This is a genomic window from Streptomyces cellostaticus (assembly GCF_001513965.1).
GTDB classification, from domain to species: Bacteria; Actinomycetota; Actinomycetes; order Streptomycetales; family Streptomycetaceae; genus Streptomyces; species Streptomyces cellostaticus.
The window spans coordinates 126,687-145,671 of sequence record NZ_KQ948027.1; the positions used below are offsets into that span (position 1 = coordinate 126,687).

An 18,985-nucleotide genomic window follows, 5' to 3' on the forward strand; every position below is an offset into this window, starting at 1 on the left:
TGGAGGCACATCCCACATGCCCTCGCATCCCGTCGTGCCGCCGGAGGGCGGCAACATCAGCCTGTGCACCGGGTCCGGTGCGCTGGACCTGGCCGTGGAAGCCGTCAGCGGCCTGCCCACGGTCCTGGTCGGCGAGAAGGACCCGGCCGCCTCCCGCCTCCTCGCCGCCCGCCTGCCCCATGCCCGCAACCTCGGAGACATCACGGCCGTCGACTGGCCCGCGCTCGCTGCCAAGATTGCGCGTCCGGCGGCGCTGACCGCCGGGTTTCCCTGCCAGGACATCTCCAACGCCGGACCTCGGGGAGGGATCGCCGGTGACCGCTCCGGACTCTGGAAAACCATCGCCCGCGCCGTTCGCCATCTTCGACCCCGACTCGTGTTCCTGGAAAACGTCGCTGCCCTGCGAAGCCGGGGACTCGACGTCGTCGCCGCCGACCTGGCCACGATCGGGTACGACGCGCGGTGGATGTGCTTACGCGCTGGAGATCCCGAAGTCGGCGCCTGCCACCGCCGGGACCGCTGGTTCGCCGTCGCGTATCCCACTGCTGAAGACCCCCACCTCACAGCTCGGCAGGAACGGCGGACCGCAGCACCCGGACAAGCGCAAGGCGGGTGGGCACGGGCCGACGCTGGAGGACGAAGTGGTCTTCTTGCTGCCCCCGGCCGAAGCCTGAGGCTGCTGCCCACTCCGGCCGCCGCCGACGGCACCGGAGGCCCCGGCACCTCACCCAAGCGGCAGGGCGGGATGAACCTGCGCACCGCCGTAACCCTGCTGCCCACCCCCGCCGCGCGGGACTGGAAGTCCGGTGCCTCCAACCTGATCGGCACCAACTCCCGCCCGCTGAACGAGGTGGTCGTCAACCTGCTGCCCACCCCGACCGCCGCCCGCTATGGCCGCAACCGATCCGACTCGCCAGGTGCGAGCTCTCGCCCGTCCATCGAGTACCTGGCTCGCGACTTGGCCGACGGCTCACGGTGGGTGGCCACCAACGGCACCGACTACGGGCCCGCCATCCGGCGTTGGGAGCAGGTGCTGGGACGCCGGGCGCCGGAGCCGACAGAGCCGGGCACCAAGGGCAACCGCCGGCTGTCTCCAGCGTTCGTGGAGTGGATGATGGGCGCCGATCCGGAGTGGGTGACCGGCCCCGACCTGGGCCTGTCCCGTTCTGACCAGCTCAAGATCCTCGGCAACGGCGTCGTCATCCACCAAGCCGCACTCGCCTACCGCACGTTGCTGGCCGCCGACGCGCCCAACGCTGCGGAACCCGCCCCGTCCCAGCTCGCCCTGGACATCGCCTGAAGACGCCCGGGGCGACCGCACCTCTCGCCAAAGACACGCGGTCGCCCCGGCCAACCAGTCCACAACGAACCTGTTGGAGGCATCCAGCATGACCCATCGCACCGCCATGCGGCGAGCACACTTGCTCTCCGCAGCTATGGCCGCCGCCGCGCGCGACTGGCACGTCCACCCGCTCCGCCCCGGCAGCAAGGCATCCGCGCTGCACGGCGAACACGCCTGCCCCCACACAGGCGAGTGCGCCGGCGGACACGTGAAGTGGGAACAGCGCGCCACCACCGACCCCGACCGCATCCGAGCCGCATGGTCCGCGGGCGCGTTCAACGTCGGCATCGCCACCGGACCTTCCGGCCTGGTCGTCATCGACCTGGACATGCCCAAGGAGAACAGCGGGAAGGCCAGCTCGGACGCGCCTGACGGCGCGACGACCTTTTCGGCGCTCTGCGAGCGCGCCGGAGTGCCATGGCCGACGACCTACACGGTGCGGACGCCCTCCGGCGGCATGCACCTGTACTTCACGGCCCCGCCCGGCGTGCGCCTGCCCTGTACGGCCAAGACCATGGCGCCGAACGTCGATACCCGGGCGTGGGGCGGCAACATCGTCGCCGCAGGCAGCGTCACCACAGCCGGAGCGTACGAGGTGACCGACAACGCCCCCGTGGCGGTGCTGCCCGCGTGGCTGCTGCACCGCCTTCGGCCCACGCCCACACCAGCCCCGGCGCCCGCCCCGCTGCTGATCCCGGGCGGGGCCACCCGCCGGGCCACGGTGGCGCTGGAGCGGGAGACCGCGCGGGTCAGCAAGGCGCCGGAGGGGCAGCGCCATCACCTCCTTCTCACCCGCACGATCGCCATCGGACGCTTCGTCGTCTGGGGCGAGATTGCCCGGGACGTGGTCGAGGTGGCATTTGGGGCGGCAGGTGAGGCGGCCGGACTGCCCGCGGCCGAGTGCCGCGCGACGATCCGGGACGCGCTGGCCTACTCCGCCCGTACCTGCCGCGCCCCGGTGACGGCATGAGGCCCCGCCCGCCCCGCCCGCAGCCCAAATGCCCACCGGACACGGCCGGTCGCCCTGGCTCCGCCACCAGCGCGGTACGCCCGACTGAGAGGTGCGGCCAAGGAAAGGCCGCCCGTCAGGGCGTCCTTTCATCTCTTCCTCTCGACCGGCACTCCAGCAGCCCGACCGGCGGTGACGGTCGCTTCCCCGTGGCCTGGCTCCACATCGGCGCGCCGCGCGGCGCCACTCCCACGGCTACCTCGAAGTGCCTGTGTGGCTGGGACGCAAGCGCCATCGGCCACCGCAAGGTGCTCGACCTGATCGCTGACCACGAAGCCCACCGAGACCTCTGCCCGCTCCGCACCACCCAGGAAAGGAGGAACGCCGCATGACCAGCACCAACCCGCCCGCACCGCTGATCGACGGCGCGGCCCTGCTCGATGAGGTCGAAGCGTTCCACCGTCGCTTCAACGTCTTCCCCACCGAGTCCGCCTACGTCGCCGTTGCCCTGTGGGACGCCCACGCGCACCTGCTGGACGCGTTCGAGTCCACCCCACGCCTGGCTTTCCTCTCCCCGGAGCCGGGCTCCGGCAAGACGCGAGCGCTGGAGATCTGCGGCACCCTGGTCCCGCAGCCGATGGTCGCCGTCAACGCGTCACCAGCCGCGCTGTTCCGCGCGGTCTCCGGGATGGACTCCGGCCGTCCCACGATCCTGTTCGATGAGATCGACACCGTCTTCGGCCCCAAGGCCAAGGACAATGAGGAGCTGCGCGGCCTGCTGAATGCTGGCCACCGCCGAACCGGCGTCTCATACCGGTGCGTTGGGGATGGTGGCACCCAAAGTGTGCAGGCGTTCCCCTCGTACGCCGCGGTCGCCGTCGCCGGTCTCGGCTGGCTGCCCGACACGATCCTGACCCGCTCCGTCATCATCCGCATGCGCCGCCGGGCACCCAATGAGACCGTGGAGTCCTTCCGCAGCCGCCTTCACGAACCCGAGGGGCGCGCCCTGCGTGACCGCCTCGCCGCGTGGGCGGACACCGTCCGCGGCCCGTTGCAGGACGCCTTCCCCGAGATGCCCGACGGGGTCTCCGACCGGCCCGCGGACGTGTGGGAACCCCTGCTCGCAATCGCCGACGCGGCCGGCAGTGACTGGCCGCAGCGCGCCCGCGAAGCGTGCGTCGAACTGGTCACCGCAGCCACCGTTGGGGACAAGGCGTCCCTGGGCATCCGGCTGTTGACCGACCTGCGCGACGTCGTGTTCAACGGCGCCGATCGGATGCCCACGGCGCAGATCCTTGCCGCGCTCAACGCCATGGACGAGGCGCCGTGGGCCGACATGGGCGGCAAGCCGCTCGATTCCCGGCAACTGGCCAAGCGACTCGGGGAGTACGTCACCGCCGACAACACCCCGATCAAGGCGCGCAACATCCGCACCGGGGCGGGAGTCGTCAAGGGCTACTACGCGGCCGACCTATACGACGCGTGGAAGCGCTACTGCCCCGCGCCGAAGGAGTCCGCTACACCCGCCACGAACACCGACTAGCCACCATCTGACCAGCGGAAACGGTGTAGCGGCTGTTACCCACGCAACCCGCTACGCCCCCGCTACGGACACCCCACAGCCGCTACAACCTCCGAGTGCGTAGCGGCTCTGTCCGCTACATCCCGCGCCGCCGCTACGCCGGAATCAGGATCTGACCTGCGGCGTAGCAGCCGTGACGCATGTAGCGGATCTACGAGAAGGGGGCACCAAGCCCCTCACCCCGAACACAACAGCAGAGAGGACCGCGGCATGAACGCCCGCGTGCGGGACGAGAAGCTGACCATCAAGGAGGTCATCGCTGACCTCAAAGTGGCCCCGGCGACTTTCTACCGGTGGCGCCAGCTCGGGAAAGGACCCCGCTCGATCAAGCTGCCGAACGGGGACGTGCGCATTCGTCGATCCGAGTACGAGCGCTGGCTTGCGGAGCGGGAGGACGCTGCGTGAGCACCGAGAACGACACCCCTGCCGGGCGCCCTCGTGGGTCGGCTCGGCCGGGCTACTCCTTCGACGTCAAGCTGTGGAAGGTGTCCAAGACCGGCCGCAAGTCCCGCCCGTGGCGCCTTCGGTGGGTGGTCGCAGGGCAGGTGCACGGCGACACGTTCACCACGTCGGCTCTCGCGGAGAGTCGACGAAACGAGCTGTGGCAGGCCATGAATCGACGCGGTGAAGCGTTCGAGATCGAATCCGGTCTGCCTGAGTCCGAGGTGCGCGCAGCCGCCGAAGCCGCCGAAGCCGCCGAAGCCGCCGAGGCGGCGGACGCCGAACCGCCCTTGAGGTGGTTCGAGTTCTGCCGGAAGTACGTGGCCGGGCGGTGGCGCACGAGTGCGGCCAAGAGCCGTGAAGGCATGGCTGACGGTCTCGCGGCCGTGACGCTCGCCATGGTCAAGCGTGGGGGCGACACCCCCGAGGATGAGTCCCTTCGGCTGGCCTTCCGATGGGGGATCGTGCCCGCGAACGAGGGGGAGGACCCGCCGGCCGAACTCAAAGCCGCGTACGACTGGGTCACGACGGCCGACCGGCCGTTGGGCGATGTCTGCGACGCTGAGGTGTTCGAGGGTGTGCTGTACCGCGTCAGCTACAAGCTGGACGGCACCCCGGCCGCGGGCGACACGTACAAGCGCCGGCGCCGGGCCCTGAACGCCGCTCTCGAACACGCAGTTGCCACGGGGAAGCTCCCAGAGAACCCACTTCAGCGGACCCGCCGAAAGCGCGTCGGCTCCAACGACGTGGTGGATCCGCGGGTGCTGGTGAACGCCGTACAGGCGCGGCAGTTGCTCACGTCCGTCTCGTACGTCGGATCGTGGGATCGCTGCCGCGGGCGGCGCCTGGTGGCCTTCTACGCGGTCCTGTATTACGCAGGGCTCCGGCCTGCTGAGGCGGTCGGGCTACGGCTGTCGGACTGCCACCTTCCAGAGAAGGGCTGGGGCACGCTGACGCTGCGGGAGACACGCCCCGTCTCTGGCAAGCAGTGGACCGACTCCGGGGAGCGCCACGACCGGCGGGGCCTGAAGGCGCGCGAGGCGTCCACTGACCGGCCGGTACCCATTCCACCGGTCCTGGTCGCCATCCTCCGGGCTCACCTGAAGGAGTTCGGGACCGCCAAGGAAGGGCGTGTGTTCGGGAACGAGCGTGGGGGAGTGGTCGGCTCGTCTACCTACTGGCGAGTGTGGGAGGAAGCGCGAGAGTACGCGCTCCCCCCGGAGCGCATCGACTCGCCGTTGGCTGGGCGCCCGTACGACCTGCGGCATGCCTGTATCACGCGGTGGTTGAACGCGGGGGTGCCCATCGCCGAAGTGGCTCGCCGGGTCGGCAACTCTCCAGAGGTGATCCACCGCCGGTATCACGGCTGTATCGACGGTCATGAGGAGACCGCAAACGCGAAGATCACAAAGGTGCTGGAGGAAGAGGGCGACACAGTTTAGCCATTCGTATCAGCTTCCCAGGGCGGACCCTGTCGCCCTGGGAAGATTTTCTCGAATCAATGCAGCGCGATGCACTATTTGGATGGCAAGGCTTTACCTAGCACGTCGAGGATACGAGTTGAGGAGTCGCTCCGAGGGGAAACCAGGGAAAGAACCGCTGCCACAATGAAGGTGAGGCGGACGCTTTCGGCGATTTTATCTTGATTAGATATTGGTGGAACCATCGGAAGCGTGATCGCTGCTGTGGTGAATAGAACTACTGGCAGTAGGTGTTGAATCAGGATCTTAAATCGTTCCTTGCGTACGGCTTCGGGTGCATTCTCAAGCAACTTGCTTCGATCGTTTTGCAGCAGGGCTGCTAGTCCATTAGAAAAAGAAATAGCAACTCTTTCGAAATCGTCTTCGGTGGAAGCGCAAACGATCAACTTCTTGTGCTCGCGCACTAGGTGGGCGACCCGCAGTGCCTCGGTCGCTGTTTGTGAGAACACGTCAGCGTGCCACACCCCGATTCGGGATCTAAGTGCCAGTGTGTCCTGGCAGGTCCTCCCTAGATCTTCAATGGCTGCTACTGCTTTCCGAGCAACCCGGGCGGAGTCCCACTTTGATCGGTTGCGTGATATGAAAGCGGCGGTCTCAAGCATCGATCGGGCTGCGCGTCCATATATAGTGCCAGCCGAGACTGATTGGCGCCGCATGCCCACGGCGACGAATATACTATACGAGTAGACGCCGATAAATAGCGTCATCGGGATCGATGCCGCTGATAGCGTCACCCCCGTCCATGGCTGTCTTAGTGCGGAATAGGCCAGAAATGAGAAGAGGTAGAGCATGAATGAAGACTGGAGGTAGATCTTCAGTAGGCGCGATCTGCGATATCGTCCATTGAGTCTTTTGGCGATGAACATAATAACTATAGTTGAGGCCGCCCCGGCAGTGAATCCCACCGTGATCAGCTTCGACTCCAGCCCTTTCGTCCATGCGGACGTTCCGATCAGAACTCCAATGGCTGACATCGCGCTCAGAAGAAAATAGACAGGCATCCAGAGCTGCGTGAAGTAAGTCGTTTTTGCGCGAGGGCGGCAAATGGCGCGCCGTACGTCCACTCGCAGTAGCCTGCGTTGCATGGGGTCGAGTCCAGGCAAGTCATCAACCGCTTGCATGGTGTCTTGGATGAAACGGCGAGAAGCCCCAATTGCTGCCCGTCTAAAGGGTGTGGCCACAATCTGTATAAGATTCACCATGTTGGATAGTGTGCTCCGCAACTTCCTCTGATGTCTCAGTTTTCACGCATCTGAGCCAGTTATTCCTCGCTCGGCTCTAGAAGCGGCGCTCCGGGCACTGCATGGCGTGGCCGGGTGTCCTGTGGATCATTCTCGCCGCGAGCGGCAGCGCGTTGCTGCTGACGAGTGTGTCGGAGGTGTGTCGCGAACGCTGAGAGGCAATGAGAAAGGGCGGGAGTCAGTGAGACTGACTCCCGCCCTCTTCTGTCGGCATCCACCCTGGTCAGCGCTTGATCTCTGCTGATCCTGGACGAGTGCCCCCGGCAGGATTCGAACCTGCGCACACGGCTCCGGAGGCCGTTGCTCTATCCCCTGAGCTACGGGGGCGTGTCGGGCGCTGAGCTTCTTGCTCGCGGCGACGGATAGAACCCTAGCAGGTCTTCCGGGGTGATCAGGAACTGGTTTCCAGGGGCCCGGCGGGGGTGGGTCCCCCGGTGGGGGTGGAAGTGGGGAAAACCCGGACGCGGTGGCCGGGGCGGACCTACTCTCGAGTTGTGCCAGGCGCGTCGGGTCGGGTGCTTGTTGTGGACGACAACAAGGTCATCCGGCAGCTGATCAGGGTCAACCTCGAGCTGGAGGGGCTTGAGGTCGTGACCGCGGCCGATGGTGCCGAGTGTCTGGATGTGGTGCATCAGGTGCGGCCCGATGTCGTGACGCTCGATGTCGTCATGCCTCGGCTGGACGGGATCAGGACCGCCGCTCGACTTCGGGCCGACCCGCGGACGCATGACCTTCCCCTCGCCATCATCAGTGCCTGCACGCAGTACGAGGTGGAGAGCGGCCTCGACGTCGGCGTCGACGCCTTCCTCGCCAAGCCCTTCGAACCCGCGGAACTCGTGAGGCTCGTCAGGCACCTCATCGAGCGGAGGCCGGGGGGCAGTAAGGGCGGGGAGGGCAATGAAGGTGAGGGTGAGGGGGAGGGGGATGGGGAGGACGGTGAGAGCGGCGGGGTGATCGACAGGGTTCCCGACGTGGTGACCGACGTGGTCAAGATGACCGAGGTGCGCGAGGTGTCCGACGGAGTCTCCTTCGGCGGCTGACGGCTAACGGCTAACGGCTAACGGAGTCTCCTTCGGCGGTTAGTCGGCCCGGACTTGGCCACCGTTTCCCCTCCCGGGCTGCTTCGCCCCCTGTACCCTCCCCCGGCCCCCGTTTCACCCCCGCCCCTCTCTCCCCCATCCGTGGCCTCCCCCTCCCCGACACAAACCGGCTCGCGTACCCACCCCCCTCCTCCCCTACGCTTGTCCCGTGACCCCCGTCGAGCTCTCCCGAACCGTGCTGCGCGCGGTGCGGTGTGCTGTTGAGCAGGGGGAGCTGAGTGTGACCGTGCCGGAGCGGGTTGTGGTGAGTGAGCCGGGGGGCGGGGGGTGCGGGGACTACGCCACCAATGTCGCTCTGCAGCTTGCCGGGCCGGCCGGGCGGGCGCCGCGGCAGGTGGCCGAGATTCTGCGGGCTCATCTCGTCCGTGCCGAGGGGGTTCGGGACGTCGTCGTCACCGGGCCCGGGTTTCTCAACATCAGCCTTGAAGAGCAGAGTGACCTCGTCGTCGGGCTGGTGCGGGACATCCGTGAGCGCGGCGGCGTGTACGGGTGCGGTGATGCGCTCGCCGGGCAGGTGGTCGTGTTGCGCGTGCCCTACGAGGCGCGGGCCGAGGTCGTCGCCGATGCCGTGGTGCGGATCGTCGCGACGCAGGGCGGGCGCGCTGAGGTCCAGCACGGCGAGCCCGTGAACCTGCGGCCCGTTCCGGCGCCGGAGGACCCTGCGCCGCTCGGGGCCGACGCCGCCCAGTGGGCCCTGCTGCATCCCGCTGCGCACGACCGGCCCCGGATCACCGCCGATCACCTCGTCCAGCGGGAGAGCAACCCGTTGTTCCGGGTGCGGTACGCGCACGCCCGGGTGCGCGCACTGACCCGCAACGCCGGGCGCCTCGGGTTCGGTGCCGAACCCGGGCCCCTGGCAGTGCAGGCAGAGGTGCGTGAGCTGCTCACCGCCCTCGCCGACCACCCCCGTATCCTCACCGCGGCCGCCACCCATCGCGCCCCGGACCGGCTTGCCCGGCATCTCGTCACCGTCGCCGATGCCGTCCTGCCGCTGCTGCCCTCCGTGCTTCCGCGCGGCGAGGAGAAACCCTCGGCCGCCCACCGCGCCCGGCTGGCCCTTGCCGAAGCCGCCGGGACGGTGCTGGCCGGTGGCCTGTCCCTGCTCGGCATCGACGCACCCGAACACCTCTGAGGGCCGGAGAAGGAAAAGACATGAGGCCCCGGAGAGAGACAGAGAGTCTGAGAGCAACGTCATGAGCCGTTCCGCGCATCCTGCCGGGCCCCGTCACGCCGACGTCCTTCCCGAGGGGCACTACGCCGCCCCGCCCGCCGACCTCAACACCCTCGACCCGAAGGTCTGGGCCCAGACGGTCGGCCGGAACGCCGACGGCGTCCTCACCGTCGGCCAGATCACCGCGACCCGGCTCGCCGATGAGTTCGGCACCCCCGCCTACATCCTCGACGAGGCCGACTTCCGCGCCCGGGCGCGCGCATGGCGTACCGCCTTCGGTGCCGACGCCGACGTGTTCTACGCCGGCAAGGCCTTCCTGTCCCGTGCCGTCGTGCGCTGGCTGCATGAGGAGGGGCTGAATCTGGACGTGTGCTCGGGTGGGGAGCTGGCCACCGCCCTCTCCGCAGGCATGCCCGCCGAGCGCATCGCCTTCCACGGCAACAACAAGTCCGTCCAGGAGATCACCCGGGCCATAGAGGCCGGCGTCGGGCGGATCGTGCTCGACTCCTTCCAGGAGATCGTGCGGGTGGCCCACATCGCGCAGTCCCTCGGGAAGCGGCAGAAGGTCCAGATCCGGATCACCGTCGGGGTCGAGGCTCATACGCATGAGTTCATCGCCACCGCCCACGAGGACCAGAAGTTCGGGATTCCGCTGGCCGGCGGGCAGGCCGCCGAGGCCGTACGGCGGGCCCTTCAGCTCGACGGGCTCGAGCTGACCGGGATCCACTCCCACATCGGCTCGCAGATCTTCGACATGTCCGGGTTCGAGGTCGCCGCTCACCGTGTTGTCGGGCTGCTCAAGGACATCCGGGACGAGCACGGGGTCGAGCTGCCCGAGATCGACCTCGGCGGCGGGCTCGGTATCGCCTACACCAGTGACGACGATCCCCGTGAGCCGCACGAGATCGCCAAGGCGCTCAGTGAGATCGTCAGCCGCGAGTGCGACGCCGCCAGGCTGCGCACCCCGCGGATCTCGGTCGAGCCGGGACGCGCCATCGTCGGCCCCACCGCCTTCACGCTCTACGAGGTCGGCACCGTCAAGCCCCTCGACGGGCTGCGGACGTACGTCTCCGTCGACGGCGGCATGTCCGACAACATCCGGACCGCCCTCTACGACGCCGAGTACAGCGTCGCCCTCGTCTCGCGCACCTCCGACGCCGAGCCGATGCTCGCCCGGGTCGTCGGCAAGCACTGCGAGAGCGGGGACATCGTGGTCAAGGACGCGTTCCTGCCCGCCGACCTGGCCCCGGGCGATCTCATCGCCGTACCGGCCACCGGCGCCTACTGCCGGTCCATGGCCAGCAACTACAACCACGTGCTGCGGCCGCCCGTGGTCGCCGTGCGCGACGGCGAGGCCCGGGTCATCGTCCGCCGTGAGACGGAGGAGGACCTCCTGCGTCTCGACGTCGGATAGACCCCCGGTCAAGGGCCCGGAAGATCTCCGGTCTTCCACCCCCGTACAAATGAAATAGATGTCTCACGATCCGGACGAAGGGTAGAAACTCCCGTCCGGTGAGTGAGACTGGTCAAACCGTAGACGGTATGAGGAAACGAGGTCGGATGATGCGTACGCGTCCGCTGAAGGTGGCGCTGCTGGGCTGTGGAGTGGTCGGCTCAGAGGTGGCGCGCATCATGACGACGCACGCCGACGACCTCGCCGCCCGGATCGGGGCCCCGGTGGAGCTCGCCGGGGTCGCCGTACGGCGGCCCTCCAGGGTGCGTGAGGGCATCCCCGCCGAACTCGTCACCACCGATGCCACCGCCCTGGTCAAACGCGGCGACATCGACGTCGTGGTGGAGGTCATCGGCGGGATCGAGCCCGCCCGCACCCTCATCACCACCGCCTTCGCGCACGGGGCGTCCGTGGTCTCCGCCAACAAGGCGCTGCTCGCGCAGGACGGGGCCGCCCTGCACGCGGCGGCGGAGGAGCACGGCAAGGACCTCTACTACGAGGCCGCCGTCGCCGGTGCCATCCCGCTGATCCGGCCGCTGCGCGAGTCCCTCGCCGGTGACAAGGTCAACCGGGTGCTGGGGATCGTCAACGGCACCACCAACTTCATCCTCGACAAGATGGACTCCACGGGGGCCGGCTACCAGGAGGCCCTCGACGAGGCCACCGCCCTCGGGTACGCGGAGGCCGACCCGACCGCCGATGTCGAGGCGTTCGACGCCGCCGCCAAGGCCGCCATCCTCGCCGGCATCGGCTTCCACACGAGAGTGCGCCTGGACGACGTCTACCGCGAGGGGATGACCGAGGTCACCGCCGCCGACTTCCGCTCCGCCAAGGAGATGGGCTGCACCATCAAGCTGCTCGCCATCTGCGAGCGCTCCAAGGACGGCGCGTCGGTCACCGCGCGGGTGCACCCCGCCATGATTCCGCTGACCCACCCGCTCGCCTCCGTGCGCGGCGCGTACAACGCCGTCTTCGTGGAGTCCGACGCGGCCGGGCAGCTCATGTTCTACGGCCCCGGCGCCGGCGGTGCGCCCACGGCCTCCGCGGTCCTCGGCGACCTGGTCGCCGTCTGCCGCAACCGGCTCAACGGCGCAACGGGGCCCGGTGAGTCGGCGTACGCCGCCCTGCCCGTCTCGCCGATGGGTGAGGTCGTCACGCGCTACCACATCAGCCTTGACGTCGCGGACAAACCGGGTGTACTCGCCCAGGTCGCGACCGTCTTCGCCGAGCACGGCGTGTCGATCGATACGGTTCGGCAGCAGGGCAAGGACGGCGAGGCCTCCCTCGTCGTCGTCACCCACCGAGCGTCCGACGCCTCCCTGTCCGGGACCGTCGAGGCGCTGCGCAAGCTCGACACCGTGCGGGGTGTCGCCAGCATCATGCGGGTTGAAGGAGAGTAACCAGCAATGACCCACCAGTGGCGCGGAATCATCGAGGAGTACCGGGACCGGCTGCCGGTATCCGACACCACGCCGGTCGTGACGCTCCGCGAGGGCGGTACGCCGCTCGTGCCCGCGCAGGTGCTCTCCGAGCGCACGGGCTGTGAGGTCCACCTGAAGGTGGAGGGGGCCAACCCCACCGGCTCCTTCAAGGACCGCGGCATGACCATGGCCATCTCCAAGGCCAAGGAGGAGGGGGCGAAGGCCGTCATCTGCGCCTCCACCGGCAACACCTCCGCCTCCGCCGCCGCGTACGCGGTGCGTGCGGGCATGGTGTCGGCCGTCCTCGTGCCGCAGGGCAAGATCGCGCTCGGCAAGATGGGCCAGGCCCTTGTGCACGGCGCGAAGATCCTCCAGGTCGACGGGAACTTCGACGACTGCTTGACGCTCGCTCGAGCCCTGAGCGAGAACTACCCGGTGGCGCTGGTGAATTCGGTCAACCCGGTGCGCATCGAGGGGCAGAAGACGGCCGCCTTCGAGATCGTGGACATGCTCGGCGACGCCCCCGACATCCACGTCCTCCCGGTCGGCAACGCGGGCAACATCACCGCCTACTGGAAGGGCTACCGGGAGTACGCCGCCGACGGCATCGCCGCCAGGACCCCCCGGATGTGGGGTTTCCAGGCCTCCGGCAGCGCCCCGATCGTGCGCGGCGAGGTTGTCAAGGACCCCTCGACCATCGCCACCGCGATCCGCATCGGCAACCCGGCCTCCTGGCAGTACGCGCTGGCGGCGCGGGACGAGTCCGGCGGTGCCATCGACGAGGTGACGGACCGTGAAATCCTGCGCGCCTACCGGCTGTTGGCCGCGCAGGAGGGGGTCTTCGTGGAGCCCGCCTCCGCCGCCTCCGTGGCCGGTCTGCTGAAGGCCGCCGAGCAGGGCAAGGTGGACCCGGGCCAGACGATCGTGTGCACGGTCACCGGCAACGGCCTGAAGGACCCCGACTGGGCCGTGGCCGGCGCCCCGCAGCCGGTCACCGTCCCGGTCGACGCGGCCACCGCGGCCGAGCGCCTCGGCCTGGCCTGAGCCCTGAGCGGCCCCGGCCCGCGCCCTGAGCGGCCCGGCCCGAGCAGGGGCAAACCCCGACGGGGTGCACAGGGGGCATACGACACGCATCGTGCGCCTCCTGTGCGCCCTATGTCGCCACAGAACCTTCCTTCGATAGGCTGTACTCAACCCGCCCACCGCATATGCCTCCGCGTGTGGCACGGCGCCGCGTCGTCTCCGCGGCCCGACGGGTCTTCGTACGTCATCGAATGTCCATCGGATGTCCATCGAGCGGCATTCGACAGTCACGCAGCTCAAGGAGAGTCAACGAGCGATGGCCGGTCCAGCGTTCCGCGCCGCCGCCGTCCGGGTGCGCGTTCCCGCCACCAGCGCCAACCTCGGTCCGGGCTTCGATGCCCTGGGCCTCGCGCTGGGGCTCTACGACGACGTGGTCGTCCGGGTGGCCGACTCCGGGCTGCACATCGACATCGCGGGTGAGGGCAGCGGGACCCTGCCCCGGGACGAGAGCCACCTGCTCGTCCGCTCCCTGCGCACCGCCTTCGATCTACTGGGCGGACAGCCCCGCGGCCTGGAAATCGTTTGCGCCAACCGCATCCCGCACGGCCGGGGCCTGGGTTCCTCCTCCGCCGCCATCTGCGCCGGCATCGTCGCCGCGCGCGCGGTGACCATAGGCGGCGAGGCCCGCCTCGACGACGCCGCGCTGCTGGAACTGGCCACCGAGATCGAGGGTCATCCGGACAATGTGGCCGCCTGTCTGCTCGGCGGCTTCACCCTGTCGTGGATGGAGGCCGGTGCCGCCCGGGCGATCAGGATGGAGCCGAACGATTCCATCGTTCCGGTGGTTTTCGTGCCCGGAAAGCCGGTCCTGACCGAGACCGCGCGCGGCCTGCTCCCGCGCACCGTGCCGCACGTCGACGCCGCCGCCAACGCGGGCCGCGCCGCACTGCTCGTCGAGGCCCTCACCCGGCGCCCCGAGCTGCTGCTGCCCGCCACCGAGGACCGTCTCCACCAGGAGTACCGCGCCCCGGCCATGCCGGAGAGCGCCGCGCTGGTGGAGCGGCTGCGCGCCGACGGGATCCCGGCCGTCATCTCGGGCGCCGGGCCCACCGTCATGGCCCTGGCCGACGCCGGTACCGCCGGCAAGGTCGAGGCCCTGGCCGGCGCCGACTGGGCCGCCAACCGGCTGAGCCTGGATGTACAGGGAGCGAGCGTGCTGCCGCTTGCGACCTGAGACACGGTTGCCGGATTTGGAGAGGGGGAATGTTTGTTGGATCCGGTAGTGTTAACCTCAAGTCTGCACCCGACCCCACCATGGCGAGGTGCTTCGTGTCCCCGTCCGGGACAGACCTTCTTCCGGGAGCCTCCCGAGCCACTCCGTGTTCCGTGCGCCGTACCTGGGCAGTACGTCGTATGCGGACACTGAGCGGGACTCCGGGCACGCTCCGGAATCGGTGCTACCACGCCACGTGACACTGGGTGTCACGGCTCGCGGAAGCGCCATCACCAGCAAATTTCTTCCGCCGCTTTGGCGGACCACCGCCCCGGCACGGTTCACAGAAGACAGGACCGTAGCCGGACAGCACAACCGGTCGCCGAGCCAGACAGGCCGACGTCCGCTCCAGGGAAGGACCCTTCGTGAGCGACACCACCGATCTGATGGGCGCACGTGTCGAGGAGACCGCTGCCGCGCCCGCCACGGACGCCTCCGCGCCTGCCACCGGTGCCGGCTCCCGGCGGCGCCGCGGTACCGGCCTCGAGGGCATGGTGCTGGCCGAGCTGCAGCAGGTTGCCTCGGGCCTCGGCATCAGGGGCACCGCGCGCATGCGCAAGAGCCAGCTGATCGAGGTCATCAAGGAGGCCCAGGCCGGCGGGGGCGCCGCCCCCAAGGCCGAGGCCGCCACCGAGACCAAGCCCAAGCGCCGGGCCACCTCGAAGACCCGTACGGGCGAGGACGCCGCCGAGAAGAAGGCGGAGAAGGCCGCGGAAGCCCCCGCCGAGAAGGCTGTGGCCCAGCAGCAGATCGAGATCCCCGGCCAGCCGGCCAGCGACGACGCCCCGACCGAGCGCCGTCGCCGCCGCGCCACCGCCGAGGCGGGCGCCCCGGCCGCGAGCAGCACCGAGACCGTCGTCGCCGAGGCGAAGGCCGAGCCCAAGGCCGAGACCCCTGCTCAGCAGCCGCAGCAGGGCGAGGCCCGCAGCGACGCCGGTGACGGCGAGGGCCGTGGCCGCCGCGACCGCCGCGAGCGCGGCCGGGACCGCGACCGCGACCGGGACCGCGACCGCCGGGGCAAGGGCGATGAGCAGCAGCAGGGCCAGGGCGGCGGCCGTCAGGACCGCCAGCAGCAGGGTCAGCAGCAGGGCGGCGGCCGTCAGGACCGCAACGTCGGTCCGCAGGACGACGACGACTTCGAGGGCGGCCGCCGTGGCCGTCGCGGCCGCTACCGCGACCGCCGTGGCCGCCGTGGCCGCGACGACATCGCCGAGCCGCAGCTGGCCGAGGACGACGTCCTGATCCCCGTCGCGGGCATCCTGGACATCCTGGACAACTACGCCTTCATCCGGACCTCCGGCTACCTGCCGGGCCCGAACGACGTGTACGTCTCCCTCGCCCAGGTCCGCAAGAACGGCCTGCGCAAGGGTGACCACGTCACCGGTGCGGTCCGTCAGCCGAAGGACGGCGAGCGCCGCGAGAAGTTCAACGCCCTCGTCCGCCTGGACTCCGTCAACGGCATGGCGCCCGAACACGGCCGCGGCCGCCCGGAGTTCAACAAGCTGACCCCGCTCTACCCGCAGGACCGCCTCCGCCTGGAGACGGACCCGGGCGTGCTGACCACCCGCATCATCGACCTCGTGTCGCCGATCGGTAAGGGCCAGCGCGGTCTGATCGTGGCCCCGCCGAAGACCGGCAAGACCATGATCATGCAGGCGATCGCCAACGCGATCACCCACAACAACCCCGAGTGCCACCTGATGGTCGTCCTGGTCGACGAGCGTCCGGAAGAGGTCACCGACATGCAGCGGTCGGTCAAGGGCGAGGTCATCTCCTCGACCTTCGACCGCCCGGCCGAGGACCACACCACGGTCGCCGAGCTCGCCATCGAGCGTGCCAAGCGTCTGGTGGAGCTGGGCCACGACGTGGTCGTGCTGCTCGACTCGATCACCCGTCTGGGCCGTGCGTACAACCTGGCTGCGCCCGCCTCCGGCCGCATCCTGTCCGGTGGTGTCGACTCGACCGCCCTGTACCCGCCGAAGCGCTTCTTCGGTGCGGCGCGGAACATCGAGGACGGCGGCTCGCTGACCATCCTCGCCACCGCCCTGGTGGACACCGGGTCCCGCATGGACGAGGTGATCTTCGAGGAGTTCAAGGGCACGGGCAACGCCGAGCTCAAGCTCGACCGGAAGCTCGCCGACAAGCGCATCTTCCCCGCGGTGGACGTCGACGCGTCCGGCACCCGTAAGGAAGAGATCCTGCTCGCCCCCGACGAGCTCGCCATCGTCTGGAAGCTGCGCCGGGTGCTGCACGCGCTCGACCAGCAGCAGGCGGTCGAACTGCTCCTCGACAAGATGAAGCAGACGAAGTCGAACGCCGAGTTCCTGATGCAGATTCAGAAGACGACGCCGACGCCTGGGAACGGGGACTAGTCGCTCCGCTGGAAACAGGATCACTTCGGTGATCCGCTGACTGCGGGCCGTCTTCGGCCGGTCGCGCAGTTCCCCGCGCCCCTGGGGTGTTGAGGTCGGCCCCCGTCACAACAGTGACGGGGGCCGACCTCTCGACGCTGAGAAGTACGGAGTGCAACACGCGCCCCTCCCTTCTCATCTCTCCCTGGGGGAACTCCCTTGCTCATGCCCCTGCCCGGCCGGCACAGACGGCGTATACGTCTTGTTCTGCCCCTCACCGCTGCCGGTGTCGCCGCCGCCGTCGCCGCCGCGCTGATGACGACGTCGGCCGGTGCGGCCACCGCGCTGCCGGAGCCGACCGCCCGGCCGGTCGTCACCCAGCCCTCCCAGGCCACCCTGGAGAAGCGCATCGCGGGTGCTTCCCGCACCGGCGCGTCGACGAAGACCAGCAGCCCCTCCGCCGTCTCGCCGAAGATCATCGGCGGTACCGAGACCACCATCTCCTCGGCGCCCTGGATGGCCCAGCTCTGGTACCACGACGACAGGAACACCGCCGACACCGCCGACGACGTGAACTTCTTCTGCGGTGGCTCGGTCGTCTCACCGACGAAGATCCTGACCGCCGCCCACTGCGTCAGGAACGACAACAGGGACTACAACTGGCAGGCCCACGGCGCCGTCGTCACCGGCACCGACCAGCTGCCCACCACCGACTCCACCGGCACCACCGACCTGCACGGCGGCCAGGCCACGGCCGTGCTGCGCCAGTGGTGGCAGCCGGGGTACGACCCGGTGGACAGGGAGGCGGGGCGGAACCAGGACGACCTCGGCATGCTCACCCTGGCCGTCCCGGTCAAGGCCACGCCGATCCGCATGGTCACCTCCGGCGACACCGCCTCGTACGCCGCCGGCACCCAGGCCACGGTCTACGGCTGGGGCCGTACCAGCTCCACCAGCCAGGACATCTCCCAGACGCTCAAGACGGGCACGCTGACCCTGCAGTCCGACAGCACCTGCTCCGGCGTCTACGACACGGGCTTCGTCCCGGGGCGCATGGTCTGCGCGGGCACCCAGAGCGGGAGCGACACCGGTACCAGCGCGACCTGCAACGGCGACTCCGGTGGCCCGCTCGTGGTGGGCGGCCGGATCGCCGGAGTGGTCTCCTGGGGCATCCAGGACTGTGTGGAGAAGGGCTACTACAGCGTGTTCACCAAGGCCGGCTTCTACGTCAGCTCGGCCTATGCGCAGATCGCCGACACCAACCTGAGCCTCTTCAACAACAAGCCCGACGGCAAGGCCGACCTGTTCGTGCGGGCCTCCTCCACGAAGACCGGCTACGAGAAGGACTCGAGCGGCACCTCGTTCGGCTCCCGGGTCTCCTGGGGCAACTGGAGCGGCGTCAACCTGCTCCTGCAGACCGACCTGAACCGGGACGGCTACCAGGACCTGGTCTACCGGGTCAGCTCCACCGGTGACGTGTACTGGGAGCACTTCGTGCTCAACAGCGCCCGTACGGACGGCTCCTGGACCACGACGAAGATCTTCAGCGGCTGGACGACCCGCACCCGGATCATCGCGCCCGGCGACATCACCGGCGACTACCTGCCCGACATCCTGTCCGTCGACTCCGGCGGCACGCTGTGGATCTACCCGGGCCAGGGCAACGGCACCTTCGGCTCGCGCGTCTCGGTCGGCACCGGGTGGAACCAGTACAACATGGTGCGCGGCCACGGCGACTTCACCGGCGACGGCAAGGCCGACCTGCTCGCCCGCCAGTCCAGCACCGGCGACCTGTACCTGTACAAGGGAACCGGCAAGTCCGGCTCCGGCGCCTTCTCGGCCCGTATCAAGGTGCGCAGCGCCTGGACCGGTTACAACGCCTTCGACGCGGTCGGCGACGTGAGCGGCGACGGCATCGCCGACTTCCTGGCGCGCACCTCCGGCGGCACGCTCTACCTGTACAAGGGCACCGCCAAGGCCACCAGCGAGATCTTTGCCACACGTGTCTCGGTCGGTACCGGTTTCCAGGCGTACGACCTTTTCGGCTGAAAACGCAGGTGAGCGGGGATCGTCCCGCTGAGCCGGCTACGCAGAGTGCCCATCGCTGTACGCGGTGGGCACTCGGCGTTGTGCAACTCTTTCCCGAGTTTCTCCGTC

At 69.1% G+C, this 18,985-nt stretch carries 13 protein-coding genes, 1 tRNA gene and 1 pseudogene; 13 read left to right on the top strand and 2 right to left on the bottom strand.

Features of this window, described 5'->3' with window-relative positions:
* The first annotated feature begins 16 nt into the window (after positions 1–16).
* The 5 genes from AQI88_RS24225 (at position 17) to AQI88_RS24245 (ending at position 5,756) form a co-directional block, all read left to right on the top strand.
* A complete protein-coding gene (locus AQI88_RS24225) occupies positions 17–1,300 on the top strand; it encodes a DNA cytosine methyltransferase (protein WP_067002985.1) in 1,284 nt (427 codons plus the stop codon).
* An 88-nt stretch (positions 1,301–1,388) separates the two neighbouring features.
* Entirely contained in the window at positions 1,389–2,312 is a 924-nt protein-coding gene (locus AQI88_RS24230) for a bifunctional DNA primase/polymerase (RefSeq protein ID WP_067002986.1), read from the top strand.
* Positions 2,313–2,679: 367 nt separating this feature from the next.
* Complete coding sequence (locus tag AQI88_RS24235; protein WP_067002988.1) at positions 2,680–3,834, top strand: DUF3631 domain-containing protein; 1,155 nt, start codon at positions 2,680–2,682, stop codon at positions 3,832–3,834.
* A gap of 249 nt (positions 3,835–4,083) precedes the next feature.
* Positions 4,084–4,278, top strand: coding sequence for a helix-turn-helix transcriptional regulator (locus AQI88_RS24240; protein WP_067002990.1), 195 nt, complete (start codon positions 4,084–4,086; stop codon positions 4,276–4,278).
* Positions 4,275–5,756, top strand: coding sequence for a tyrosine-type recombinase/integrase (locus tag AQI88_RS24245; RefSeq protein WP_208615885.1), 1,482 nt, complete (start codon positions 4,275–4,277; stop codon positions 5,754–5,756). Before AQI88_RS24240 ends, AQI88_RS24245 begins: the two co-directional genes overlap by 4 nt.
* Before the next feature lie 74 nt (positions 5,757–5,830).
* On the opposite strand, the gene AQI88_RS46050 is transcribed toward AQI88_RS24245, so the two are convergent.
* Entirely contained in the window at positions 5,831–6,997 is a 1,167-nt protein-coding gene (locus AQI88_RS46050; RefSeq protein WP_159050388.1) for a hypothetical protein, read from the bottom strand.
* A 294-nt stretch (positions 6,998–7,291) separates the two neighbouring features.
* Positions 7,292–7,363, bottom strand: a tRNA-Arg gene (locus AQI88_RS24250).
* Positions 7,364–7,482: 119 nt separating this feature from the next.
* On the opposite strand from AQI88_RS24250, the pseudogene AQI88_RS43490 reads away from it, so the two are divergent.
* From AQI88_RS43490 to AQI88_RS24290, 8 genes and pseudogenes are all read left to right on the top strand, one after another.
* Positions 7,483–7,965: pseudogene (locus AQI88_RS43490) on the top strand (response regulator); the annotation flags it as partial.
* 319 nt (positions 7,966–8,284) lie between these two features.
* A complete protein-coding gene (gene nrtL, locus AQI88_RS24260) occupies positions 8,285–9,268 on the top strand; it encodes an ArgS-related anticodon-binding protein NrtL (RefSeq protein ID WP_067002992.1) in 984 nt (327 codons plus the stop codon).
* Between the two features lie 61 nt (positions 9,269–9,329).
* Complete coding sequence (lysA, locus tag AQI88_RS24265; RefSeq protein WP_067002994.1) at positions 9,330–10,721, top strand: diaminopimelate decarboxylase; 1,392 nt, start codon at positions 9,330–9,332, stop codon at positions 10,719–10,721.
* Between the two features lie 146 nt (positions 10,722–10,867).
* Entirely contained in the window at positions 10,868–12,160 is a 1,293-nt protein-coding gene (locus tag AQI88_RS24270; protein ID WP_067002996.1) for a homoserine dehydrogenase, read from the top strand.
* A gap of 6 nt (positions 12,161–12,166) precedes the next feature.
* Positions 12,167–13,225, top strand: a complete 1,059-nt coding sequence (gene thrC, locus AQI88_RS24275; protein ID WP_067002998.1) for a threonine synthase — start codon at positions 12,167–12,169, stop codon at positions 13,223–13,225.
* Positions 13,226–13,520: 295 nt separating this feature from the next.
* Positions 13,521–14,438: a homoserine kinase gene (gene thrB, locus AQI88_RS24280; protein ID WP_067002999.1), complete on the top strand. Its 918-nt coding sequence runs from the start codon at positions 13,521–13,523 to the stop codon at positions 14,436–14,438.
* Positions 14,439–14,842: 404 nt separating this feature from the next.
* Positions 14,843–16,849: a transcription termination factor Rho gene (gene rho, locus AQI88_RS24285; protein ID WP_067003001.1), complete on the top strand. Its 2,007-nt coding sequence runs from the start codon at positions 14,843–14,845 to the stop codon at positions 16,847–16,849.
* 204 nt (positions 16,850–17,053) lie between these two features.
* Positions 17,054–18,877, top strand: a complete 1,824-nt coding sequence (locus AQI88_RS24290) for a trypsin-like serine protease (protein WP_067003002.1) — start codon at positions 17,054–17,056, stop codon at positions 18,875–18,877.
* The last annotated feature ends 108 nt before the right edge of the window (positions 18,878–18,985 follow it).